Source organism: Novosphingobium sp. BL-S-20, from assembly GCF_055521635.1.
The window spans coordinates 702,894-727,274 of sequence record NZ_CM145494.1; the positions used below are offsets into that span (position 1 = coordinate 702,894).

General features: G+C 66.4%; 18 protein-coding genes. 9 read left to right on the top strand and 9 right to left on the bottom strand.

Annotation, left to right across the window (positions count from 1 at the left end):
* Positions 1-212 precede the first annotated feature (212 nt).
* Together ACZ1II_RS10995 and ACZ1II_RS11000 are read left to right on the top strand one after the other, a co-directional pair.
* On the top strand, positions 213-2,600 hold the full coding sequence (locus tag ACZ1II_RS10995; protein ID WP_465146470.1) for a glycosyltransferase family 4 protein: 2,388 nt from the start codon (positions 213-215) through the stop codon (positions 2,598-2,600).
* Positions 2,572-3,882: a glycoside hydrolase family 130 protein gene (locus ACZ1II_RS11000; RefSeq protein WP_465146471.1), complete on the top strand. Its 1,311-nt coding sequence runs from the start codon at positions 2,572-2,574 to the stop codon at positions 3,880-3,882. The genes ACZ1II_RS10995 and ACZ1II_RS11000 overlap by 29 nt, the downstream gene beginning before the upstream one ends.
* Positions 3,883-4,124: 242 nt before the next feature.
* Here ACZ1II_RS11000 and ACZ1II_RS11005 read toward each other — a convergent pair whose 3' ends face one another.
* The 5 genes from ACZ1II_RS11005 to zwf form a co-directional block, all read right to left on the bottom strand.
* A complete protein-coding gene (locus ACZ1II_RS11005; RefSeq protein ID WP_465146472.1) occupies positions 4,125-6,923 on the bottom strand; it encodes a phosphoenolpyruvate carboxylase in 2,799 nt (932 codons plus the stop codon).
* Positions 6,920-7,546 (bottom strand): bifunctional 4-hydroxy-2-oxoglutarate aldolase/2-dehydro-3-deoxy-phosphogluconate aldolase, encoded by a 627-nt coding sequence (gene eda / locus ACZ1II_RS11010; protein WP_465146473.1) that lies wholly within the window; start codon positions 7,544-7,546, stop codon positions 6,920-6,922. The genes ACZ1II_RS11005 and eda overlap by 4 nt, the downstream gene beginning before the upstream one ends.
* Positions 7,543-8,547, bottom strand: coding sequence for a glucokinase (locus ACZ1II_RS11015; protein WP_465146474.1), 1,005 nt, complete (start codon positions 8,545-8,547; stop codon positions 7,543-7,545). Before ACZ1II_RS11015 ends, eda begins: the two co-directional genes overlap by 4 nt.
* Positions 8,544-10,358, bottom strand: coding sequence for a phosphogluconate dehydratase (gene edd, locus ACZ1II_RS11020; RefSeq protein WP_465146475.1), 1,815 nt, complete (start codon positions 10,356-10,358; stop codon positions 8,544-8,546). The genes ACZ1II_RS11015 and edd overlap by 4 nt, the downstream gene beginning before the upstream one ends.
* A gap of 220 nt (positions 10,359-10,578) precedes the next feature.
* The gene (gene zwf / locus ACZ1II_RS11025; protein WP_465146476.1) at positions 10,579-12,036 is read right to left on the bottom strand and encodes a glucose-6-phosphate dehydrogenase; all 1,458 of its coding nucleotides are present in this window, start codon (positions 12,034-12,036) and stop codon (positions 10,579-10,581) included.
* Positions 12,037-12,504: 468 nt separating this feature from the next.
* Here zwf and ACZ1II_RS11030 point away from each other — a divergent pair, with 468 nt between their 5' ends.
* Entirely contained in the window at positions 12,505-13,548 is a 1,044-nt protein-coding gene (locus ACZ1II_RS11030; RefSeq protein WP_465146477.1) for a sensor histidine kinase, read from the top strand.
* 381 nt (positions 13,549-13,929) lie between these two features.
* Here the strand turns inward: ACZ1II_RS11030 and ACZ1II_RS11035 are convergent, their stop codons facing one another.
* Positions 13,930-15,354 (bottom strand): OprO/OprP family phosphate-selective porin, encoded by a 1,425-nt coding sequence (locus ACZ1II_RS11035; RefSeq protein ID WP_465146478.1) that lies wholly within the window; start codon positions 15,352-15,354, stop codon positions 13,930-13,932.
* Between the two features lie 627 nt (positions 15,355-15,981).
* Here ACZ1II_RS11035 and ACZ1II_RS11040 point away from each other — a divergent pair.
* From ACZ1II_RS11040 to phoB, 6 genes are read left to right on the top strand one after another with little or no spacing between them, the layout of a single operon-like run.
* Positions 15,982-17,025, top strand: coding sequence for a substrate-binding domain-containing protein (locus ACZ1II_RS11040; RefSeq protein WP_465146479.1), 1,044 nt, complete (start codon positions 15,982-15,984; stop codon positions 17,023-17,025).
* 37 nt (positions 17,026-17,062) lie between these two features.
* Positions 17,063-18,436, top strand: a complete 1,374-nt coding sequence (gene pstC, locus ACZ1II_RS11045) for a phosphate ABC transporter permease subunit PstC (protein WP_465146480.1) — start codon at positions 17,063-17,065, stop codon at positions 18,434-18,436.
* A complete protein-coding gene (gene pstA, locus ACZ1II_RS11050; protein WP_465146481.1) occupies positions 18,429-19,346 on the top strand; it encodes a phosphate ABC transporter permease PstA in 918 nt (305 codons plus the stop codon). The genes pstC and pstA overlap by 8 nt, the downstream gene beginning before the upstream one ends.
* 4 nt (positions 19,347-19,350) lie before the next feature.
* On the top strand, positions 19,351-20,112 hold the full coding sequence (gene pstB, locus ACZ1II_RS11055) for a phosphate ABC transporter ATP-binding protein PstB (protein WP_147218531.1): 762 nt from the start codon (positions 19,351-19,353) through the stop codon (positions 20,110-20,112).
* A gap of 48 nt (positions 20,113-20,160) precedes the next feature.
* A complete protein-coding gene (phoU, locus tag ACZ1II_RS11060; RefSeq protein ID WP_465146482.1) occupies positions 20,161-20,856 on the top strand; it encodes a phosphate signaling complex protein PhoU in 696 nt (231 codons plus the stop codon).
* Positions 20,853-21,539 (top strand): phosphate regulon transcriptional regulator PhoB, encoded by a 687-nt coding sequence (gene phoB / locus ACZ1II_RS11065; RefSeq protein WP_465146483.1) that lies wholly within the window; start codon positions 20,853-20,855, stop codon positions 21,537-21,539. The genes phoU and phoB overlap by 4 nt, the downstream gene beginning before the upstream one ends.
* A gap of 150 nt (positions 21,540-21,689) precedes the next feature.
* On the opposite strand, the gene ACZ1II_RS11070 is transcribed toward phoB, so the two are convergent.
* The 3 genes from ACZ1II_RS11070 to ACZ1II_RS11080 form a co-directional block, all read right to left on the bottom strand.
* A complete protein-coding gene (locus ACZ1II_RS11070) occupies positions 21,690-22,169 on the bottom strand; it encodes an outer membrane protein (RefSeq protein WP_465146484.1) in 480 nt (159 codons plus the stop codon).
* A 123-nt stretch (positions 22,170-22,292) separates the two neighbouring features.
* Complete coding sequence (locus ACZ1II_RS11075) at positions 22,293-23,363, bottom strand: glycosyltransferase family 4 protein (protein ID WP_465146485.1); 1,071 nt, start codon at positions 23,361-23,363, stop codon at positions 22,293-22,295.
* Positions 23,360-24,265, bottom strand: a complete 906-nt coding sequence (locus ACZ1II_RS11080; protein ID WP_465146486.1) for a UDP-2,3-diacylglucosamine diphosphatase — start codon at positions 24,263-24,265, stop codon at positions 23,360-23,362. The genes ACZ1II_RS11075 and ACZ1II_RS11080 overlap by 4 nt, the downstream gene beginning before the upstream one ends.
* Positions 24,266-24,381 lie beyond the last annotated feature (116 nt).

The following is a 24,381-nucleotide window of genomic DNA, read 5'->3' on the forward strand; positions in this document are numbered from 1 at the left end:
TCTATACTTTTAGGCGCGATCCGATGGCGCGGAGATGCGATTCGCAACTGCACAAATGTGAACGTAACGGATTTCTGCGCTCCGCACGGCTTCGAGGGCGGGCGTCCTGCCGCTTTATGACGAATATTTTGCAGTGCAGCGGGAAACTCATGGCACTCTAGGGCTTTAATCGAGCATTCTCCTCCCATCGATGCGGGGTGCGCATGAGCCTGATGCCTCGTGAACAAGCGCGTGACCTAGAACGTGAATCGGATTCCGATAAAGTTCGTTCGATCTTTGGCGCCATCCCTGCCGACAGCGAGCCGGTAGAGAAAGCCCCGAACAAGCCGCTCCACATCGCGCTGGTCGGCAATTTCGCGCCGCGAAAGTGTGGCATCGCCACTTTCACCACCGACATCTTCGAGAAGCTGGGTCAGTTTCATCCCGAGACGACTATCGACGTCTATGCACTCGACGATCCCGCGCAGCATCTGGACTATGGCGACCTCGCCGGAACCATCGCCTGCAACGATCCCGAAGACTACGCGCGCGCCGCCCGCCGGATCAACGAGGCGGGGGTGGATGCGGTCTGGCTCCAGCATGAGTACGGCATCTTCGGTGGCCCCGACGGTGAGATGGTGCTGGGCTTCGTGGACCGGCTTGCGGCGCCGCTGGTGCTGACCTTGCACACCGTTTTGTCCGACCCTTCGGAACGCCAGCGCGCGATCCTGCGCCACCTGATCGCGCGTGCGTCGCGGATCATGGTCATGTCCCGCCACTCGCGCGACCTCCTGGAAAGCGACTACGGCGCCCCCGCGCACGTGCTCGAAGTGATCGAGCACGGGGCGCCCGACCGTCCCTTCGGTCGCCATGACGAATTCAAGGAAAAGCTGGGGCTGGAAGGCCGCAAGGTGCTGATGACCTTCGGGCTGCTCAGCCGGGGCAAGGGGCTGGAGCATGCGATCCGCGCGCTGCCCGCGATCGTCGCCCGCCATCCGGAGGCGGTCTACCGCATCGTCGGCGCGACCCACCCCAACCTTGTCGCGCACGAGGGCGAGGCTTACCGCGAGGAGTTGCAGGCGCTTGCCGAAAGGCTCGGCGTCTCGGCGCATATCGCCTGGGAAAACCGCTTTCTGGAGACCGACGAACTGCTGGACCAGCTCGAAGCCTGCGATATCTATCTCACGCCCTATCTTGGCCTTCAGCAATCGACCTCGGGCACGCTCAGCTATGCAGTGGCGCTGGGCAAGGCGGTGGTCTCGACGCCTTATGTCCATGCCCGCGAACTGCTGGGTGAGGATATCGGCCGCCTGATTGAGCCGGGTTCGAGCGAGGCCATCGCCGAGGCCGTGAATGCCCTGTTCGACCGCCCGGCGGACCTCTCAGCCATGCAGCGCCGCGCCTGGGCGCGGGGTCGCGAGATGATCTGGCCGCGCTTTGCCGATGCCGGGCTGCGCCTCGTCGCGCGTGCCTGTGCTCCCGAGCCTGCGATCCCCCCGATCACCGCGACGCCCGGTCTCGCCGCGGTGCTGGCGATGAGCGACGGCACCGGCATGCTCCAGCACGGGGTCGGCGTCGTGCCGGACCGGCGCCACGGCTATTGCCTCGACGACAATGCCCGCGCGCTCATGCTGATGAATGTGGCGCGGGGCCTGCCGGTGGCCGAGCGGATGAAGTGGAGCCTCGTCTATGCCGCCTTCGTGCAGTCGGCGTGGAACCCGGAACTTGGCCGCTTCCGCAATTTCATGCGCTTCGACCGCAGCTGGTGCGAGGATGAGGGATCGGAGGACTCGAACGGCCGCGCGGTCTGGGCGCTGGGCCAGACGTGCGAGCGGGCGCCGGACCAGAGCCTGTCGGACTGGGCGCTCCAGCTGTTCGAGGACGTGCTGCCGACGCTCGCCGCGATCGAGTCGCCGCGCGCGCGCGCCTTTACGATGCTCGGCGCCTGCGCGGTGCTGCGCCGCGATCCGCGCCACGCGGCGGCGCTCGACTGCGTGCGGCAGGGCGGCGACTTCCTGATGCGCCTGCTCGGCCATGGTCGCCGTCCCGACTGGGCCTGGTTCGAGGCGGTGCTCGGCTACGACAATCCCCGCCTGCCGCAGGCGCTGATCGAGGCCGGACTGGCGCTCGGCGAAGAGGACTGGATCGCCGCCGGGCTGGAAACGCTGGAATGGATCTGCAAGCAGCAGGTTTCGGCGCGTGGGCAGTTCCGGCCGATCGGCTCGGAAAGCTTCGGAAAGCCCCATGCCTATCTGCCGTTCGACCAGCAGCCGCTGGAAGCGCAGGCGGCCATCGAGGCCGCCTGCAGCGCCTTTACCGCGACGCATAGTGCGTGTTGGGGCGAACATGCCCTGACCGCGTGGCACTGGTTCTTCGGCGGCAACGATCGCGGGGTAGTGCTCGCCGATATTGCGACGGGCCGTTGCCGGGATGGGGTCACACCGAGGGGCGCGAATGCCAATTGCGGTGCGGAATCCATTCTCGCCTTCCAACTTTCGCATTATGCTCTGGCCGAGCTTGCCGTTTCGGCACCGCTGGGACGTGGAAGTGGCCTAGGGGGCGGATCAGGCGGCGGATTCGGAGGAGGATTGCTTGAATCGGCCCGAGAACGTCTGGTCTGAACCGCTCCATATCTTCGAGACTCGCCTCTACGCCGATCCGGCGCGAGTCGTGCTGCGGCCCTTCCACCTCGGCTGGCAGGGCAAGAACGCGCCCGGCGACCGTGCCACCCGGCTGGTCGAGGATGTCGCTGGCCTCAGCGAGGAGCAGGTGGCGAGCGAGTACGAACGCGTGCTGCGCGACTTCAAGGAGCGACACTGGCAGACCGAGAAGATTTTCGCCGAGCGCTTCGACGAAGTGGCGAAGAACCTCGAACTCGATCCCGCCCAATTTTCCGAGACCCGCCAGCGGCTGATCGGCGCCTATTTCTGCCATGAGTACACTTTCGCGGCGGCGGCGCTGATGAATCCCTCGATCGTCCCAGCGCCCGACCAGTCGGGGATGCAGGGCGATTCGGTGCGCTTCATCATGAGCCTGCGTGCGGTGGGGGAAGGGCACATCAGCTCGATCGCCTTCCGCGAGGGCATCGCCGAGGCGGACGGCACCTTCTGCCTCTGGCCCCAGGCTTCGTTCGCGACGTCGGTAGAACTGGACCGGGAGGAGGAGGTCGATTGCGAGGAGACCGTCTGGGTCCATCGTCATGCCGAATCGAACCTGTCGAACACGGTGATCTTCCCGATCACCGAGCAGCAGCGCGGCGGGCTGGAGGACTTGCGGCTCGTGCGCTTCGATCACGGCGGCGGCGATTATGAGTGGATCGGGACTTATACCGCCTATTCGGGCACCTCGATCCGCTCCGAACTGCTGCGCACGCGCGATTTCCGCCGCTTCGAACTGGAGCCGATCCGGGGGCGCGCCGGGCGCAACAAGGGCATGGCGCTGTTTCCCGAGAAGATCGACGGCCGCTTCACGATGGTCGGGCGGCAGGACGGCAAGAACCTCTTCCTGCTGCGCTCCGACGCGCTCGACACCTGGGACGACGACGGCGTGCTGCTGATGGAGCCGAAATATCCCTGGGAGTTCATCCAGATCGGCAATTGCGGCAGCCCGATCCCGACCGAGCACGGCTGGCTGCTGTTCACCCACGGCGTCGGTGCGATGCGCAAATATGCGCTGGGCTGCGCGCTGCTCGACCTCAAGGACCCGTCGAAAGTGCTTGCCCGTACGGTGGAGCCGGTGCTGACGGCGGAGAACGCTGATCGCTCGGGTTATGTGCCGAACGTGGTCTATACCTGCGGCGCGCTGAAAGTGGGGGAGCGGTTGCTGCTGCCTTACGGCATTTCCGATAGCACCGTGGGTTTCGCGACTTGCGAGATCGAGAATTTACTGAAGCTGATGGTTTGAGGGGCTTTGAGAGAGGCCCATTCTCGTCGTCACCCTGAACTTGTTTCAGGGTCCTTCAGGCCGCAAGCGCAGTTTCATGATCGGCTAGCCGACGACGCGGCTTGCTTACGAGCCTGCGGGATGGATCCTGAAACAAGTTCAGGATGACGGAGTGGGTGGGGCAGGGGTGTGCTACCTATCGTTTCCGTCTGTAAGTCCGCGGCGGGGCGACGACCGATCTGGCCGCCGCCCTGCCAAGCCCGTCAGCCGTGGGCGCCGAACTCGTTCGCCAGCGCCGTGGTGATCCGCAAAGACAGCGCATAGCACCGCGCGATCGGGTCGATGAATTCGCGGTGGATCTGCGCATAGCCGGTCGCGCTCGAATCCGGATAGTCGCTGGGCTTGTCCACGGTGAAGTCGTCGATCGAGGGGAAGCTCGTCGGGAAGGCGCGGCGGAGCTGGGCGAGGCCGTCCTCGACGCGCAGGGTGAAGAACATCTCCAGCACGTCGTCGCGGCTGATGTCGTTCGCGCGGCTGAACTGCGGGACCATGACGGCGCGCAGGAACATGTGCTTGAACAGGGCGATACGCAGCGATTGCAGCACGCCGAGGCTGCGGCGGGTGTGCTCGCGGTCCGGCAGCGGGGTTTCGTCCGGCAGCAGGTCGAGCAGGAAGTGCAGCTTCATTGCATCGACGCGAAGGCGCGAGGCGAGGCGGCGATAGACGCCGGTGCGGTCGTCCTTGGTCAGGTATTCCGCCAGCTTGAGGCAGGCCCCGGCGATGTGCTTCTCGTCGCCGCGATAGGGGCGGCTGGCCCAGTAGGCTGAGTTGAACAGCTCGCCATAGGCCGCCACCGTCTTGATCGAGGCCAGCGCATTGGCGTGCCGGGCAAGGCGCATCAACTGCTGCCCGCGCTCGCTCTCGCGCAGCAGGCCCGCGATTTCCTCGCGGTTACCGTCGGACGCGGTGCCGATGCCCGCGATCACGTTCACCGGATAGCCGAGTTGCTGGAGGATCGCGTTGTGCGGGATCGCGCGAATCTGGCGCAGGCTCATCGAGCGGTCGGAGGCAAGGTCCGACTGGCGGCGCGACTTGCGGCTGCCGGTATCGTTGAGCAGGCCGAGGCCAAAGGCGGTGATCGCCCGGCTGTAGGTGGCCGATTCCAGATGCTCGTGCTGCACCCCGCGGATCGCGCGGTAGAAGTCGAGGCTGAGGTCGGTGCGGCGATAGAACAAGTCGGTCGGCGCATCGGCATCGGCGCCCCACAGCGGCATTTCGGCCATGCGGGTGAGCGTGGCCAGCGCCAGTTCGTCCGAGCCGAACCAGAGGTAGCCGTCGCCGCCCTGGAACGAGACTTCCGGCTCCAGCCGGATGCCCGCGCGCAGGAAGCGGCGGCGCGCCCAGGGGCTCATCGGCCACTGGAAGCGGTCCTCGAGGCTGGAGGGATGGGCGCCGCGGCCCATCGATTCGCCGTGGGTGTTGAAGATCAGCGCCGAAACGTCGGTCAGGCCATTGGCCACCATCGCTTCGGACAGGCGGCCTTGCAGACGCTCGATGGCGAGCGCGGCAGGCACTTGCCCGACGAAGCGGCCCGCGTCGGAAAAACCGGTCTGGATCGAGACGCGGCCGCGCTTGTGGGCGTAGTCGCGGTAGGCAGGCTCGGCCAAGACCGCATCGAGGAAGCGGCCGCCGTGTTCGAGCGCCGTCTCGGTCTCGAACAGCGGCGAGACGTCGACTTTCTCGTCGATCCCGAACATCCGCGCGAAGTAGAGCGCGGCGAGGATCGTGGTCGGTTCCTCGCATTCGGCCACCAGCATGCGGATCGGTGCGTCGGCATCGATATGGCCGAGGATCTGCGCCATTGCCAGGAACTGGCGGACGGCGGTGGAATTCTCGATGGCGAGGGCCGCGAAGTTGGACTTGAGCGGTGTGACTTCGGCCAGCAGCTCGCGCATGCGGACCAGCGCGGCCTGGCTGGCGAGGTTCAGCTTGCCTTCCGGATCGATGCGCAGGCGGATCGCGTTCTGCAGCTGCGATGCGTTCACGCGGAAGTGAATCCAGCCCATGCCGAGGCCGTCTGCGCGCATGGCGGCAGCGGCCACGAGCAGCGTGCGCGCCTGATCCTGATCGGCGTGGCGCGCCTCTTCTTCCAACCGGGCGATCACGCCTTCGAGGCTGACGAGGCGGTCGGGATGCTCGGCGGTCAGGGCATTGGCGGCTTCGGACAGGGCTTCGGGCGAGGACAGGTCGGCGGCGAAGCGGCGAACCATGTCCTGCGTCAGCGCGGCGGCGCGGGAGAGCTGCTGCGAAATTTCCGGCGCGGCCTGCGCGAGGCTTTTCGCATAGCGGCCAAGGCGCTCGGCCTTTTCCTCCAGCCGGTAGCGGATCGAGGTGGACCAGCCGATATCGGTGCGGCCGTCCATGTCGTAGCCGACCCACGAGGCGAAGCGCGCGGGCATCGGATTGAGGCCCTTCCAGCGCTTGGGCCAGCGGGCGGCGGCAATATCGAACAGGCGTTCGTTGATGCGGTCGCGGGCCTTCTGGCCCCGCGCGATGGCCTCCATCGCCTTGCCGTGCTCGTAGTCGAGCGTGATCGTGTCGCGGTCCGGCGAGGCGGCGCAGACGGTGGCCTCGCTGTGATCGCCGGTGGAGGCGGCGTGGGTCACGGCCTCGGTCTGGGCGGTGGAGAGCAGGAACGTCGGGTGCCCGGTGAAGACGACATGGGCGGCGGGGCGCTGCCAGCGCACGGCGAAGGCGGTGAAGTCTTCCCCCGTTTCGGTTGCACTGGCGGCGGCATCCAGCCGCTTTTCGTTTTCGGCCGGGGCGATGGGGGCGAGCATGCGGTCAAGCCGCGCGGCGCGGGCGCGCAGCCCTTCGCACTCCATCTCGGCGACGAGGGCCTCGATCTGGTCGAGGCCCATTTCGCCGTTTTCCAGCTGGCGCGACAGTTCGAGCCCAAGCTGGAAAACCGGATTGTAGAGCGGCGTCTGGGCGGTCAGGACATGGAGTTCCTGAAGCCTGCGGTCGAGATCGTCGACCGTGGTCAGCGCCGCCCGGCTCAACGTGCGAGTCCCGCAGCAGCGCGGGCTGCCGCCTCGATCCTGGCGACATCCGGCTTGCCCTTGGGGACCATCCAGCTTCCGCCGACGCAGAGCACGGCATCGAGACCGAGCCATTCCGGCGCGTTCTCGGGGGTGACGCCGCCGGTCGGGCAGAACTTGGCCTTGAACAGCGGCGCGGCGATGGCCTTCAGTGCCGGAGGTCCGCCCGCCGCCATGGCAGGGAAGAACTTCAGACGGTCGAACCCGCATTCGAGGGCAAACATCACGTCGCTGGCATTGGCGGTGCCGGGCAGGAACGGAATCTGCGACTTGTAGGCCGCTTCGGCGAGCATCGGGGTGAGGCCGGGCGAGACGATGAATTCGGCGCCTGCGTCGATCGAGCGCTTCAGGTCGTCGGGCGAGAGCACGGTGCCCGCGCCGACCACGGCGCCGGGAACCTGCTTCATCACCTTGATCGCCTCGATCGCGCATTCGGTGCGCAGCGTCACTTCGAGGGCGGGCAGGCCCCCTGCGACGAGCGCTTCGGCGATCGGCAGGGCGTGTTCGATATCCTCGATCACCAGCACCGGGATCACCGGGGCGAGACGCATGACCTTTTCGACGGCTTCAGACGGGCTGCTCATTGGACGTGCTCCCTGACATAGGCGGCAGCCGCGCCGAACAGGCCGGGCTGCGGATGGGTAATGAGCTTGACCGGCATCTGCGCCATCATGCCGGCAAAGCGGCCCTTGGCGCAGAATCGCTCGGCAAAGCCCGAGGACAGAATGGTTTCGCGGATACGGTAGCCGAGGCCTCCGGCGATCACGACGCCGCCGGCGCCATGGGACAGCGCGCAGTCGCCCGCCGCGCTGCCGAGCGCGAGGCAGAAGCGGTCGACGGCGGCGGCGGCCAGCGGGTCCGAATGGTTGGTGCCGGCGGTCCAGATTTCCACGTCGGTCACGTCGTGCACCGCGCGGTTCTCCATCGCGGCCAGCGTCTGGTAGATATCGACGATGGCCGGGCCGGAGACGACGCGCTCGGTGGAGACGCGGTTGTGGCGCTTGCGCAGGCGGGCGAGGATCGCGTCCTCGATCAGGTCGAGCGGGGCATAGTCGGTATGGCCGCCCTCGGTCGCCTGGACATGATAGAAGCCACCCTTGCCGTGGGGCAAGCCGTTGCGCCACAAGTGCGCGACGCCGAGGCCAGTGCCCGGCCCGAGCACGCTGAGCGTGCCCGCTGCGGGCAGCGGCACGTCCGGCCCGGCGAGGTGCAGGAACTGGTCTTCCGGCGCCAGCGCCACGGCATAGGCGACCGCCGCGAAGTCATTGACCACGGTGTAGCGTTCCACGCCCAGCTTTTCCTGGATCAGGCCGGGGCGGATGATCCAGGGGTTGTTGGTGAAGCGGATCACTTCGCCGCCGACCGGCCCGGCGATCGCGATCGATACGGCGGGGGGCAGGGTGCCGCCCATGCGCTCGCGGAAGGCCTGCCAGGCGAGCTGGAAGCTGCCGTGGTCGCTGGTGTGCAGGGTGACGGGTTCGCCCAGCGTGATCTGCCCCTCGGCGCTGACCGAAGCCAGCGCGAAGCGGGCGTGGGTGCCGCCGATATCGACGGCGACGAGCTGCGTGCTCCCGGAGTCGTTCACAATCCGGCGACCTCCAGCATCGACGAACCGCCCTGTTCGGCGCCGCCCGCATTGATGCGGAACATCGCGAAGAGTTCGCGGCCCATACCCTCAGCCGGAGCGGGCAGCGGGGCGGGGGTGCGGCCGGAGAGATTGGCGGTGGTCGAAAGCGTGCCGTCTTCAGCCGAGAGGCGCACGATGTCGCCGTCCTGGAGATAGGCGATCGGGCCATCGGCCAGCGCTTCCGGGGTGACGTGGATCGCCGCGGGCACCTTGCCCGAAGCGCCCGACATGCGGCCGTCGGTGACGAGCGCAACCTTGAAGCCGCGATCCTGCAGCACGCCGAGCGGCGGGGTCAGCTTGTGGAGTTCGGGCATACCGTTGGCGCGCGGGCCCTGATGGCGCACGACCACCACGACATCGCGGTCCAACTCGCCCGCCTTGAAGGCGTTGATGACGCCTTCCTGCGTCTCGAACACGCGGCACGGGGCCTCGATGGTCCAACGCTCCTGATCGACCGCGCTGGTCTTGAAGGTGGCGCGACCGACATTGCCGGAAACGAGGCGCATGCCGCCGTCGGGCAGGAAGGGCTTGGCCACCGTGCTCAGCATGGTGTCGTCGCCGCTGACCGCAGGCGCGGGCTTCCACTTGAGTTCGCCGTCATCCATCGTCGGCTCGGTCGCATAGTCGCGCATGCCGCCCTTCGAGACGGTGAGGATGTCCTCATGGGCAAGTCCCGCGTCGAGCAGTTCGCGCACGACCCAGCCCATGCCGCCCGCGGCGTGGAAGTGGTTCACGTCGCCCGAACCGTTGGGATAGACACGGGTGATGAGCGGGACGGCGGCGGAAAGCTCGTCGAAGTCCTGCCAGTCGATATGGATACCGGCGCAGCGGGCCATGGCGGGCAGGTGGATGGCGTGGTTGGTCGAGCCGCCGGTGGCCAGCAGGCCGACGATGGCGTTCACGATCGCCTTCTCGTCGACGACATGCGCCATCGGGCGGAAGTCGTCGCCCTTGCGGGTCATTTCGGTCACGCGGTGGACGGCGGCGCGGGTCACGGCCTGACGCAGCGAGGTGCCGGGCGGCACGAAAGCGGCGCCGGGCATGTGCAGGCCCATCATCTCCATCATCATCTGGTTGGAGTTGGCGGTGCCGTAGAAGGTGCAGGTGCCTGCCGAGTGATAGCTCGCGCTTTCGCTGGCCAGCAGTTCCTCACGCCCGACCTTGCCCTCGGCATAGAGCTGGCGGACCTTCTGCTTCTCCTTGTTGGAGATGCCGCTCGGCATCGGGCCGGAGGGGATGAACACGGCGGGCAGATGGCCGAAACGCAGTGCGCCCATGACGAGGCCGGGCACGATCTTGTCGCAGATGCCCAGCAGGGTCATGCCGTCGTACATCGCGTGGCTCAGCGAGACGGCGGTGGAAAGGGCGATGGTGTCGCGGCTGAACAGCGAGAGTTCCATGCCGTCGAAGCCCTGAGTCACCCCGTCGCACATGGCGGGCACGCCGCCTGCGACTTGCGCCGTCGCGCCCACTTCGCGGGCATAGAGCTTCATCTGTTCCGGATAGCGGCCATAAGGCTGATGCGCCGAGAGCATGTCGTTGTAGGCGGTGACGATGCCGACGTTGATCGCCTTGCCGGTGGCGATGGCGGACTTGTCCTCGCCGCTCGCCGCAAAACCGTGCGCGAGGTTGGAGCACGAAAGGAACGAGCGGTCGGAATGACGGCCGGCTTCACGCTCGACCATGGCGAGATAGCGTTCGCGGGTGGGCTTCGACCGCTCGATGATGCGATCGGTGACGCGGGCGACCACCGGGCTGAGATTGCTCATGGGGTTACTCCTGCACTTTCCGTCTGTCTTTTTTTGTCTCAGCCTCCCGAAGCCGCCGCCACGGGATCTCCCGAGCGAGGCTTGAAGGCGTTCAGGTAACCGGTGTCAACATCTATCTTCCACCGGTTTGCGGGGAATTTCGCGCGGCCGGGCATGAGGGGGCGCCCACGCACCCAAGTCATATAGGGTGCGTGATGCGTTCATGCCCGTTCCAGCCTGCTTATTCGTGCCACGTCACGCCGTCGCGCTCGGCGAGGGCGATGGCGGCGGAGGGACCCCAGCTTCCGGCGGTGTAGGTCTTCGGCTCCTGTGCCTGTTCCTCCCACCCGGCCCGGATCGCATCGATCCAGTCCCACTGCGCTTCCACTTCGTCGCGGCGGACGAACAGCGTCTGCTCGCCCTCGATCAGGTCGAGCAGAAGGCGCTCGTAGGCGATGCGGCGCTGCGGACCCGCGAAAGCGTCAGGCATGGCGATGTCGAGCGGGATCGAGCGCAGGCCGAAGCCGTTGCGATCGAGGCCCGGCACCTTGGCCATGAGCGAGAGCGTGATGTTCTCGCTCGGCTGGATGCCGATTACCAGGCGATTGGGCACGGTGCGCGCGCCGCGGCCATGGAAGATCGAGTGCGGCACGTCGCGGAACTGCACGACGATCTCGGTCGTGCGCTTGGGCAGGCGCTTGCCGGTGCGCAGATAGAAGGGCACGCCCTGCCAGCGCCAGTTGTCGATATGCGCCTTGATCGCAACGAACGTTTCGGTGTTCGAATCCTTGCCGAGTTCGTCGTCGTAGCCCGGCACGGCCTGTCCGCCGATGGCCCCGGCGCGGTACTGGCCGGTCACGGTCTCGTTGGCGGCGACCTTGCGCAGACTGCGCAGGATCTTCACCTTTTCGTCGCGGACGCTGGTGGCGTCGTAGCTGACCGGCGGCTCCATCGCGACGAGCGCGAGTAGCTGGAGCATGTGGTTCTGCACCATGTCGCGAAGCGCGCCCGAATCGTCGTAATAGGCGACGCGCGATTCGAGGCCGACGGTCTCGGCCACGGTGATCTGCACATGGTCGATATGCGCCGCGTTCCACAGCGGTTCGAACATCAGGTTGGCGAAGCGCAGCGCCAGCAGGTTCTGGACGGTTTCCTTGCCCAGATAGTGGTCGATGCGGTAAATCCGGTCTTCCGGGAAGGCGCGGGCGACGGCGTCGTTGATGACCTTGCTGGAGGCAAGATCCACGCCGAGCGGCTTTTCCAGGCCGATGCGCACATTGTCACCGGCAAGGCCACTGGCCTGAAGCCCGCGAATGGTCGGTTCGAACAGGCTGGGCGCGGTGGAGAGGAAGATCGAGAGGCCGTCCTTAGGCTCGCCAACTTTGGCCGCCAGTGCGTTGAAGCCTTCCATCTGGTTGGCGTCGAGCGTCTGGTACGTCAGGCGGTTGAGGAAGCGGGCCATGCCGCCGCGCCGTTCGGCGGGCAGGAACTGTTCGAGCGATGCCCGCGCGAAGTTGCGGAACTCGGCATCGTCATGCTCGGAGCGGGCGGTTCCGACGATCTCGATCTTGGGATCGAGCAGGCCTTCGGCATCGAGCGCGCAGAGCGAGGGAAGGAGCATGCGGCGCGAAAGATCGCCGGTGGCGCCGAACAGGAGCAGGCGGTCGGACGTGAATGGGGCCGAAATCGAATTGGTCACTGGGCGCAGTCCACCTTCTGGGGGTTATCCACCTATATGGTCATTTTCCGCCGGGGATCGACGGGCTCCTCCTCCTGTGCACTCCTGACATGCGCCCCGCGAGGAATAGATGCCTCTTCGCGGTTGCAGCATGACACGAACTGCGTGGGTCGTGCTAGGCGAGAGTGCGCGAAACCTCAACCTCGTTTGCACGGATTGAACGGGAGAAGTGGGTGCATACGTATTTAAAGATTGTTTGAAAAATGCCCGAAAGGCATTTTCTTGCGGCACCAGCCCACTCCCCCACCCTGCCACCCGCAGGATACTACCGTTGGGTGGCAGGGTGGGGGAGTGGGCTGGTGCCGCGAAATTCGCCTTCAGCGAATTTCCAAAACGGACTCTTTAGAACCGTAGAGAATGCGATTTTCCGCAAGTTCGTTGCGGCGGCGTCTTTGTCCTGTCGTCAGGTGCGGGCATGGAGAAGGATCGATGTCGCGCGAAACGGCGGCTCCGAAGGACAAGAAGGCGAAGATCATGGCCGGTGACGGCGTCCACCTCCTCGAACATCTCCAGACCCCCGCGATGATGGTCTCGCGCGGGCAGGTGCGCTTCGCCAACGGCGCGGCGCGGGCGCTGCTGGGCGCGCACATCGTCGGCCAGGACGTGCGCATCGCCATCCGCGAGCCGCGCGCGGTCGCCGCGATCCTCAGCGACGAAGGCGGGATCGCCCGCGTCACCGGGCTTTCGACCGGCGGCAGCGTCTGGGAAGTCGATTGCCGGGTGGTCTCGCCGGCCGACCGGCTGGTCAGCCTCTACGATCTGTCGGAGCGGGTCAGCGTGGCCAAGTCGCATGCCGATTTCGTCGCCAATGCCAGCCACGAGCTGCGCACGCCGCTGGCCAACGTGCTCGGCTATGTCGAGACCCTGCACAACCCCAAGGCGGGCGGTGACGAGAGCGTGCGCACGCGCTTCCTCGACACCATCCGCCACGAGGCGCAGCGGATGCAGGCGCTGATTTCCGACCTCATGTCGCTCTCTCGCATCGAGGCGGTGAAGCACGAAGTGCCCTCCGAGCGGGTCGAGATGGTCTCGCTGGCGCGCGAGATCGCGGGCGAGGCGCGTGGTGACGCGCAGATCGATGTCCAGTCGAACTGCGAGCAGGCGGTGGTGACCGGCGATCGCGGCCAGCTGGCGCAAGTGCTGCGCAACCTCATCGACAACTCGCTGAAGTACGGCAAGGCGGGCGGGCCGGTGGATGTCAGCCTGGAGGCGACCGCGACCGGCTGGGTGCTGGTGACGGTGCGCGACCACGGCGAGGGCATTGCGCCCGAACACCTGCCGCGCGTGACCGAGCGCTTCTACCGCGCCGATACCAGCCGCAGCCGCATGGTCGGCGGTACCGGGCTGGGGCTGTCGATCGTCAAGCACATCGTCGAGCGCCACCGGGGCCGTTTCGATATCGACAGCCGTCCGGGACAGGGCACCACCGCCTCGCTGATGCTGCCGCTGCGCAAGGAAGAGGCGGCGGGCTGAGGGAGGGGCGCTTTGGGTTGCTCTTCGGCTTCTGCGCGACCGTTCCCCAATACGCTTCGTCATCCTGAACTCGTTTCAGGATCCATTTCGCCTCCCCGCACCGTCGGGGCGTGCTGGGCAATGGATCCTGAAACGAGTTCAGGATGACGTGGGTGTTTGGAGGAGAGGACAGCTCGGGGCAGGAGAGGGCAGGACTGGCAAAACATGCCCGAGGCACCGCACCCCCCTCTCGTCGTCCCCGCGCAGGCGGGGACCCCGCTTTCTTCCTTGTCCCCGCGCAAGGCCGCAAGAACAAGCGGGGCCCCCGCCTGCGCGGGGGCGACGGGCTTGGTGGGGCAATTGGTAGTCTGACCGAGCGCTCTTGCCTGCTCGCCAGCGCCCTCAGAAGTCCAGCTCGAACCGGGTGCCGATCACTTGCGCGCTGTAGTCGGTCTTGCCCGAGGGCAGGGCCTTGGCGCCGGTGTAGTCCATCAGCGCATAGTTCACGTTGAAACGCAGGTTCTGGATCGGCTCCCACACGAGCGCGGCGATGTAGCCGTTCTGGGTGCCGCCGCGAATGTCGCGGTCGTTGAGGTCCAGCCAGTCGTAGCGCAAGGTGAACAGCAGCGAACCCATGCCGCCCTCGCCCATCGGATGGGCGGGCTTCTCGACGCGGAAGATGCCGTCCTTGTAGCCGCGATGGTCGCCCTTTGTCAGGAACAGGCCGGTTTCGGCATAGGCGCCGCGGAAGGTGACGGTGGAGGCATCGACGCGGTTGGCGGTGAGCGCGTGGTATTCCGCCGCCGCATGCCAGCGGCCGCGAATGGCGGCGAACTCGACGCCGTAGTGATCCTCTTCCGAGACGTTCATCACCGGTGTGCCGATCAGGCGGGTATTGGTGGAATGGATATAGGGGCGCTGGCGATAGCGGGTGTCGCTTTCCGCCAAGCGGCCGAGGCGGCGCCAGTGGGCCGAGCCGCCGAAGTGCAGCTGGAGATCGCCGAGCTTCGGCGCGAAGACGAGGCGGCCGTCGAGGCCGTAGCTGTTGTTCTCGTCGCCGCCGTCCACGCCGTCGCTGTCGTTGGCGAGGGCGCCGATATCGTCGGTGAACACGCCCGCCTGCGCCAGCCACGGTCCCTTGCCGTACTGGACGGCGAGGCCGAGGCGGCGCTCGAAGTTGAAGGCGTCGGTGAAGGCGGCGCGCTCCATCACGCTGCCGCTGGTGTCGCCGGTGAGTTCGTCGAGCGACTGGAACGAGTTCTGGTTGCCGAGCCGGACCTGCCACGGGCCATTATGGTAGCCGACATAAGTATCGACCAGATCCACCGCATTGTCGGAGAGTTCGAGTTCCAGCTTGTAGTCGAACCCGGCGCCCAGCGCGCCCTCGGCGCCGAGGCGGATGCGGCGCATCTCGTTGGAGAAGCCGAGGCCCTTGTCGTTGAGGCTGCCCGGACCCTTCACGTAGTTGGCGTCGGCCTGGATGCGACCCTTGACCTTGAACAGGCGGTCGCCCTGCGCGAATTGCGGGCTGCCCTTCCAGTCGATCGTGGTGTCGTCCTTGGCCTTTTCCTTGGTGACGGGAGCGGCGGTCCCGGCGGCAAGGGCGGGCGTTCCGGCCGGGGCAGGGGCCTGCGTCGAGGCGGCAGCCGCATCCGCAGCCGGAGCGGCGGCGTTGAGCCGGGCCTCCATCGCTTCCATCTGCGCCTTCATCGTGCGGATTTGCGCGCGCAGGGCTTCGGCCTCTTCCGCCGAGATCGCCTGTGCATGGGCGGCGGAAGCGGAAAGAACGACGGCGACGGCAGTTGCGCAGGCCATGACGAGGCGCATTCGGGCATTCTCCAGTGCGCAGTACCGACGGGCCGGGTGCGACGGGGGCCGACTATTGCCGTCCAATGACACTTTGATGACGAATGTGACTGTCGTTATGACAAATATGACGACGGGAGCGCGCCCTCCGGCGGGGCGTTGACGGCCGGGATCGGGACTGTCGGATCGTCCGGCGCGAGGTCCGCGCCATCGGTGCTTTCGGCTCGTCGTCCATGAGGCCATGCGTAAGCCTTTCTGACATATCGAAAACGACTGTCGCACGGAGCCGGGCGTCGTCCCGGAGCCGAGGAGGATGTGCCTACCCTCGGCAATGGGAACCGGGGCACGGGCACCTGCCCGAACCCGGCGCGCCGGACACGATATGCGGGTGTCTGTTCGCGACAGAATGCAGACGTAATGTTGCTGTCAGAAGACTCGTCGAAGGGAGTCGGGGAATCACGGCGGGCGATTCGCCGTTGTCGTATCACCGTCATGTTTGCCCGCCGCGAGGTCCTTCGCGGCATTGTCGGACACTGCCGAAAACCCAGCATTTGCGCGGCTTCGCGAGTTATGTCACTTCATTGTCATGGAAGTGTCATCCTACCCCAATAGGGGCGTCGCAGAGAGAAAACCCAAGGGGTTAAATTCATGCGTTCGACCAAGACCATCATCTTTGCTGCCGTATCCGTCCTCGCCCTGAGCGCCTGCGGCGGCTCGGGCGGTTCGAGCGCGGGTTCGCGCGACTTCGTGCGGGCCGTCGGCTCCTCCACCGTCTATCCCTTCGCCACCGCCGTCGCCGAGCAGACCGCGAAGGCGGGCGGCAAGTCGCCGGTCATCGAATCGACCGGCACGGGCGCGGGCATGAAGCTGTTCTGCGCGGGCGTCGGCGCCCAGCACCCGGACATCGAGGACGCCTCGCGCCGGATGAAGAAGTCCGAATATGACGAATGCGTGAAGAACGGCGTGACCGAGATCGTCGAGATCCAGGTCGGCATCGACGGCATCGCCTTCGCCGAGGGCAAGAACGGCCCCAATATGAAGCTGACGCCGCTCGACATCTACAAGGCGCTGGCCGCCAATCCCTTCGGCAAGCCGAACACCGCCAAGACCTGGAAGGACGTCAACCCGTCGCTCCCGGCCGAACCGATCCTCGTCTACGGTCCGCCCTCGACCTCTGGCACGCGTGACGCGCTGAAGGAACTGATCCTCGAAGCGGGCTGCAAGACCGACGCCGCCACCAAGGCGCTCAAGGACAGCGACAAGGACAAGTACGAGGCGATCTGCCACGATATCCGTGAGGACGGCCCTTATGTGGACGCCGGTGAGAACGACAACCTGATCGTCCAGAAGATCTCGCAGAACCCCAAGGCGATCGGCATCTTCGGCTTCTCGTTCCTCGAATCGAACGCGGGCACGATCAAGGGCATCCCGATGTCGGGCATCGAACCGACTTACGCCTCGATCTCGGACTTCTCGTACCCCGGCGCGCGCCCGCTCTACATCTATGTGAAGAAGCAGCACCTCGCGCCGATCAAGGGCCTCCAGGCCTATGTCGCCGAATGGGCCAAGTCGTGGGGTCCGGACGGATACCTCAAGGCCAAGGGCATGGTCATCTCGCCCGAGGACGTTCGCGCCAAGAGCGCCGACATCGTCGCCAAGATGACTCCGCTCGATCCCTCGGTTCTGAAGTAATCCCCTTCGCGGGCAGGGACGCAAAGGGCGGCCATACATGATTCTCACCGGAGTTCTTCTGGCCGTCCTCGGCCTCGGCCTCGTCGGCTGGTTTGCCGCGCGGGGCCGGGCCCGGCTGCTCCATACCGGCCGCGGCACGATGCATTCGATGCCGGGCTATCACGCCTGGCACGTCGCGCTGTGGATCGTCTTCCCGGCGCTGATCGCCTGGGGCGCATGGCAGGCGGCGATGCCGGGGCTGGTCGACGGGGCGGTCATGGCCGACCCCGTGGCGGCGCAGCTTCCCGCCGACGCGATGAGCCGCGCGGCGATCCTGGCCGAAGCCAAGACCATTGCCGACAATCCCGAGGCGGTCGCCTTCAACCCGCTGGCGAACACGCTGGCCGGGCCGGTGCGCGATGCCCATGGCCGCTTCGGCCTGATCGGCGCGCTGCTGGTGGCGGTTGTGGCCATCGCGGGCGGCGGCTGGGCCTTCACCCGAATCCGCGCGAACTATCCGGCGCGCACCCGCGTCGAGCGCGGCGTGCTCGGCCTGCTGCTGGCCGCCTCGCTGATGGCGATCCTGACCACCTTCGGCATCGTCGCCTCGCTGCTGTTCGAGGCGGGGATGTTCTTCAAGGACGTCTCGCCGATCGACTTCCTCACCGGCACCCACTGGTCGCCCGGCTCGGCACGCGGCGACAACCTGGGCGAGAGCTTCGGCGCCGTGCCGCTGTTCTGGGGCACGATCTACATCGGCGCGATCATCGCCATGATCGTGGCGATCCCGCTCGGCCTGATGAGCGCGGTCTACCTCACGCAATATGCCTCGCCGACGATCCGCAAGTGGCTGAAGCCCATGCTGGAAATCCTCGCGGGCATTCCCACCGTGGTCTACGGCTACTTCGCCGCCCTGACCGTGGCGCCGATCTTCCGCGACTTCGCCGCCTCGCTCGGCATGGCCAATCCCTCGACCGAGAGCGCGCTGGCTGCCGGTGTCGTCATGGGCGTGATGATCATTCCCTTCGTCTCCTCGATGGCCGACGACGCGCTCGCCGCCGTGCCCCGCGCGATGAGCGACGGTTCGCTGGCGCTGGGCGCCACCAAGTCGGAGACCATCAAGAAAGTGCTGCTCCCCGCCGCGCTCCCCGGTATCGTCGCGGGCGTGATGCTGGCGATCAGCCGCGCCATCGGCGAGACCATGATCGTGGTCATGGCAGCCGGTGCCGCCGCCAACCTTTCCGCGAACCCCTTCGCCTCGATGACCACCGTCACCTATCAGATCGTCCAGATGCTGACCGGCGACCAGGAGTTCAACAGCCCCAAGACGCTCTCCGCTTTTGCGCTGGGCCTGGTGCTGTTCATCGTCACCCTCATCCTCAACATCATCGCCCTTCGCGTGGTGAAGCGCTTCCGGGAAGCTTATGAGTAACGCATCTCTCAGTGCCGCGCGGGATGGCAATGCCCGCTGGCAGACGCCGGAGGCCCTGCGCCGGATTTCCCGCCGCAACGCCGCCGAACGCCGCTTCAAGCTGATCGGCCTCGGTGCGATCGTCCTCAGCCTCGCCTTCCTGGCGCTGCTGCTGGTCATCATGCTGAAGAACGGCCTCTCCGGGCTCGACTGGTCGTTCTTGACCGGCTCGGACTCGACCGATCCCGACCTCGCGGGCGTCTGGGGCGCCACCAAGGGCTCGCTGCTGACGATGCTCGTCACCCTGCTGCTCTCGTTCCCGATGGGCGTGCTGGCGGCGATCTACCTGGAGGAGTTCGCTCCCAGGGCGCGCTGGATCGAATGGGTCGAAGTTTCGATCAACAACCTGGCCGCGGTGCCCTCGATCATCTTCGGCCTGCTCGGCCTGGCGGTGTTCATCAACACGCTCGGCATGCCGCGCAGCTCGCCGCTGGTCGGCGGGTTGACGCTGGCGCTGATGACGATGCCGGTCATCGTCATCTCGGGCCGCAATGCGATCAAGGCGGTGCCGCCCTCGATCCGCGACGCAGCGCTGGCGATCGGCGCGAGCAAGATGCAGACCGTGTTCCACCACGTCCTGCCGCTGGCGCTGCCGGGCATCCTCACCGGCACCATCATCGGCATGGCCCGCGCGCTGGGCGAGACCGCGCCGCTGCTGATGATCGGCATGCGCGCCTTCGTCGTCACCCCGCCGGGCGGGATCACCGATCCCTCCAGCGTGCTGCCGATGCAGATCTTCCTGTGGTCCGACGAGATCAATTCCGGTTTCGTGCAGAACACTTCCGCCGCCATCATCGTGCTGCTGGTCTTCCTGCTGGCGATGAACGGCCTTGCAATCTACCTTCGAAACAAGTTCGAAGTGCGCTGGTAGGACTATGACAAACGCCAAACTAACCGCCCGCAACGTCGACGTTTTCTACGGCGCGAAGAAGGCCATCAACGATGTCTCGATCGAGATCGACAACGGCATCGTAACCGCCTTCATCGGTCCGTCGGGCTGCGGCAAGTCCACGTTCCTGCGGTCGCTCAACCGCATGAACGACACGATTGCCGACGCCCGCGTCACCGGCGAGATCCTGCTCGACGGCGAGAACATCTACTCGCCCGACATGGACCCGGTGGCCCTGCGCGCCCGCGTCGGCATGGTGTTCCAGAAGCCGAACCCGTTCCCCAAGTCGATCTACGAGAACATCGCCTATGGCCCGCGCATCCACGGCCTGGCGCCGTCGAAGGCGGACATGGACGGGATCATCGAAAGCTCGCTGACCAAGGCGGGCCTGTGGGACGAAGTGAAGGACCGCCTGAATGAGCCGGGCACCGCGCTGTCCGGCGGCCAGCAGCAGCGCCTGTGCATCGCCCGCGCCATTGCCGTCAGCCCCGAAGTGATCCTGATGGACGAGCCGTGCTCCGCGCTCGACCCGATCGCCACCGCCCGCATCGAGGAACTGATCGACGAGCTGAAGGAAAGCTTCGCCATCGTCATCGTCACCCACTCGATGCAGCAGGCCGCCCGCGTCTCGCAGCGCACCGCTTTCTTCCACCTCGGCAACCTGGTGGAATATGGCGATACCAGCCAGATCTTCACCACCCCGCGCGAGGAAAAGACCAAGGACTATATCACCGGCCGCTACGGATGATCCGTAGGCAGAAGGTGCTATAGAACAGGGAAATTCAGGGAACACCAAATGGTCGATCATACAGTCAAGGCCTTCGACAGCGAGATCGGGCAGCTTCGCGGCCTCGTCGCCGAAATGGGCGGTCTCGCCGAAGTCGCGATCCGCGACGCCATCGTCGCGCTGACCCAGCATGACGAGGAACTCGCCGCACAGGTCGTCGCCGCCGATGCGCGTCTCGATGCGCTGGAAGCCGAAGTGGACCGCCTCGCGGTGCGCACCATCGCCCTGCGCGCGCCGATGGCCGACGATCTGCGCGACGTGATCGCCGCGCTCAAGATTTCCGGCGTGATCGAGCGCATCGGCGACTATGCGAAGAACATCGCCAAGCGCGTCAATGCCCTCGAAAACCGGCTCAAGATCGAGCCGCTCGAACTCGTGCCGATGATGGCCGAGATCGCCGAGGGCATGGTCCGCGACGTGCTCAACGCCTATGGCTCGCGCGATGCCGCGCTGGCGCAGGAAGTGATCCGCCGCGACGAGAAGCTGGACCAGTTCTACAACACGCTGTTCCGCTCGCTGCTGACCCACATGATGGAGAACCCGGCGACGATCACCAGCGCCGCGCAGCTGCTGTTCATCGCCCGCAATCTCGAACGCATCGGCGACCACGCCACGAACGTCGCGGAAATGGTCTACTACGCCGCGACCGGCGAATACCACGCCGAGCGCGACAGCCAGACCGACGATACGAGGAACCTGCCGTGAACCCTTCCGTCCTCGTCGTCGAAGACGACCGCGCGCTCTGCGAACTGCTCACCTGGAACCTCAGCGCCGAAGGCTACAACGTGCGCAGCACGGGTGACGGCGAGGAAGCCCTGCTGATGGTGCAGGAACAGACGCCCGACGCCATCATCCTCGACTGGATGATCGAGCATGTCCCCGGCATCGAGGTCTGCCGCCAGCTCCGCAAGGACAAGGACACGGCGCAGATTCCGATCCTGATGCTGACGGCGCGCGGCGAGGAGGAGGACCGCATCCGCGGCCTCAAGACCGGCGCCGACGACTATGTGACCAAGCCGTTCTCTCCGCGCGAGCTGCTGGCCCGCATCGAGGCGCTGCTGCGCCGCGCGCGGCCTTCGCTGGCGGGCAACGTGCTCCAGTGGGGCGATATCGAGCTGGACGCCACCAGCCACCGCGTCCGCCGCTCGGGCGAGGCGCTGCACCTCGGCCCCACCGAGTTCCGCCTGCTGCGCTACTTCATGGAGCGCCCGAACCGCGTGGTCTCGCGCCAGCAGATACTCGACGGGGTCTGGGGCATGGACTCCGACATCGACGAGCGCACCGTGGACGTCCACATCCGCCGTCTGCGCAAGGCGATCAACCGCGACGGCGACACCGATCCCATCCGCACCGTCCGCGCGGCGGGCTATGCGATGGATGTGACTTGATTTGAAAATCCGCCGCAGGCGGATTTTAGCGGCACCGGCCCACGCCCCCACCCGACCTCCCATCTAGGATACACTGAGTGGGAGGTCGGGTGGGGGCGTGGGCCGGTGCCGCTCTGAAAATGCCCTTTTCGGGCATTTTCCAAGCAGACCTCAGAACTTGTAGCCGAGGCCGACCGCGATGATATCCGAATCCGGTTCGCTGTTGCTGACCAGAACGTGCTTGTACTCCAGCTTGGCGTAGACGTTCTCGTTGAGGTCCTGCTCCCAGCCGGTGCTGAGGCCGACCGCGTCGCTGCACTCGCGGCAGTCCTTCGACTGCCAGTTGGCAGCGGCATAGAGCTTGGCGCCCGGCAACACGCGCGCGCCGGCACGGCCGCCCACGCCCCAGACCACGCGGGTATCATCCGCCAGGACCTTTTCCGCGATGCCTTCCACGCCCACGAAGAAGCGCTCGTTCAGATCGACGTCGTGGCCGACCGTCACGGCGGCCACGGCATTGGTCTCGCGGTGGTTCCAGATCACGCCGCCAGTGCCTTCGATATAGGTTTCATCGGCCAGCGCGGGCGTTGCGGTGGCAGCGAGAGCGGCGGAAACCAGGACGACGGGCAGCAGGATAGGCAGAAGACGCATGACGGGACCTCGGATGGAAACAGCGCCACCCAGAGCAGGCAGCCCTTTGTGCCGCCGCCATAGTCCTGCCAATTATGTTATAACATTGCTGATCCGTGTCTCTAGGTTGCGATTTTTGCAACCTCAGGCCGCCACGCGGGCCGGGCGTTCGCTGGCTTCGAGGGCCATCCCGATCGTCGTCAGGAACTGGTCGGTGGCGCGCTGCCAGGAAAAGCGGGCGCCGAGCCGTGCCGCATCCTCGCGCCGCACGGTGAGTGCCGAAACGATGGCGCTTTCAAGCACCCGGTCCACCGCGCCGGCCGGGGCGTCCAGCCCTTCGTCCACCCCGCACCCGTCCGGGCCGAGGATGTCGATGGGACCCGTCACCGGAAAAGCCGCTACGGGCGTGCCGCAGGCCAGAGCCTCGATCACCACGAGGCCGAAAGTGTCGGTGAGGCTGGGGAACACGAAGCAGTCGGCGGCGCGATAGGCGCTCGCCAGCTTCTCGCCCGAGAGCGCGCCGAGGAACAGCACTTCCGGATAGCGCCGCTTCAGGCTTTCCAGCGCGGGACCGTCACCGACGACGACCTTGCTGCCCGGCACCTCGGCGTCGAGGAAGGCTTCGAGGTTCTTCTCCGGCGCCACCCGGCCGACGTTGAGCAGCACCGGGCCGGGCAGGGCGGCCATCGCCGGATGGCGCGCGCCTTCGGGCCTGAACTGGGCATGGTCGATGCCCCGGCTCCAGCGGCGGGTATGGGCGATGCCGCGCCCGGCGAGTTCCTCCGCAAGGCTGTCGGTGGAGACCAGCACCGCCTGGCTGGGCGCATGGAAGCGCTGCATGATCGGCCAGAAGCGCTCGGCGCTGAGGCCGGTGCGCACGGCGGCATATTCGGGAAAGCGCGTGTGGAAGGCCGAAGTGAACGGCACCCCGCGCGACAGGCACCAGCCGCGCGCCGCCCAGCCGATCGGGCCTTCGGTGGCGATATGGACGATCTCCGGCCGTGCCCTGTCGAGCATCCGCCGCACTCCGAAGCGCGGCGCCATGGCCAGCCGGATCGAGGCATAGCCCGGCATCGGCACGGTGAAGAAGCGGTCGGGGGTGAGCGTCTCCACTTCGTGCCCGCGCCGGGTCAGCTCGTCGAGCGTGGCCGAGAGCGAGCGGACGACACCGTTCACCTGGGGCAGCCAGGCGTCGGTCGCCAGGGTAAGCCTCACTCGGCTGCCTCGGCGTGATGGGCAGGAACCCCTTCCGCTGTATGGCCGCCGGTCTCGGCGATCCAGTCGATGATCGCGATATGGCCCTGAAGGTCCTCGACCAGCGCGGTGCAGCTCTCCACCCAGTCGCCGTCGTTGTAGTAGGTGATGCCGCTGAACTGGCGGATCTCGGCGCAGTGGATGTGGCCGCAGACGACCCCGTCGTAGCCGCGCGAGATGGCCTCGTTGGCGACGGCCTCCTCGTAGCTGCACACGTACTGGACGGCGTTCTTGACCTTCTTCTTCATATAGGCCGAGAGCGACCAGTAGGGCATCTTCAGCTTGCGGCGCACTGCGTTGAACACGATGTTCGCCCGCAGCAGCGCGCCGTAGGCCTTGTCGCCGAGGAAGGCGAGCCACCTGGCGTAGAGCACCACGCCGTCGAAGGCATCGCCGTGCGTGACCAGCAGGCGGCGGCCGTCGAGCGTCTCGTGCACCGCTTCCAGCACCAGTTCCACGCCGCCGAAAGTCAGCCCGGCATAGTCGCGCAGCATCTCGTCATGGTTGCCTGCCACGAAGACGACGCGGGTGCCCCGGTGCGCCATCTTGAGGATGCGGCGGATCACTTCGTTGTGGGCGTCGGGCCAGTACCAGCCCTTGCGCAGGCGCCAGCCATCGACGATGTCGCCGACGAGATAGAGCGTCTTGCATTCCACCGAGCGCAGAAAATCGACCAGCATCTCGGCATTGCAGCCGCGCGTGCCGAGGTGGACGTCGGAAATCCAGATCGTCTCGTACTTGCGCTTGGGGCGGAAGCCCTTGGGATCGGGCAAGTCGAGCCAGGCGGGAATGTTGGTTCCGGCAAATCCGGCACTGTTGCCGCCGGTGGTCCGTTCGAGAAGGGTGTCCAGATCTTTACGCATCGTTGCGCCCCCGTTCCAGTTATGGCCCGTTCCAGTTTCGCGGAGAATCGCATTTCCGCGTTGCGCGCCCGTGACGGTTGCGGGTCACTTCGATGACAGGGTTGTTTGAAAATCCG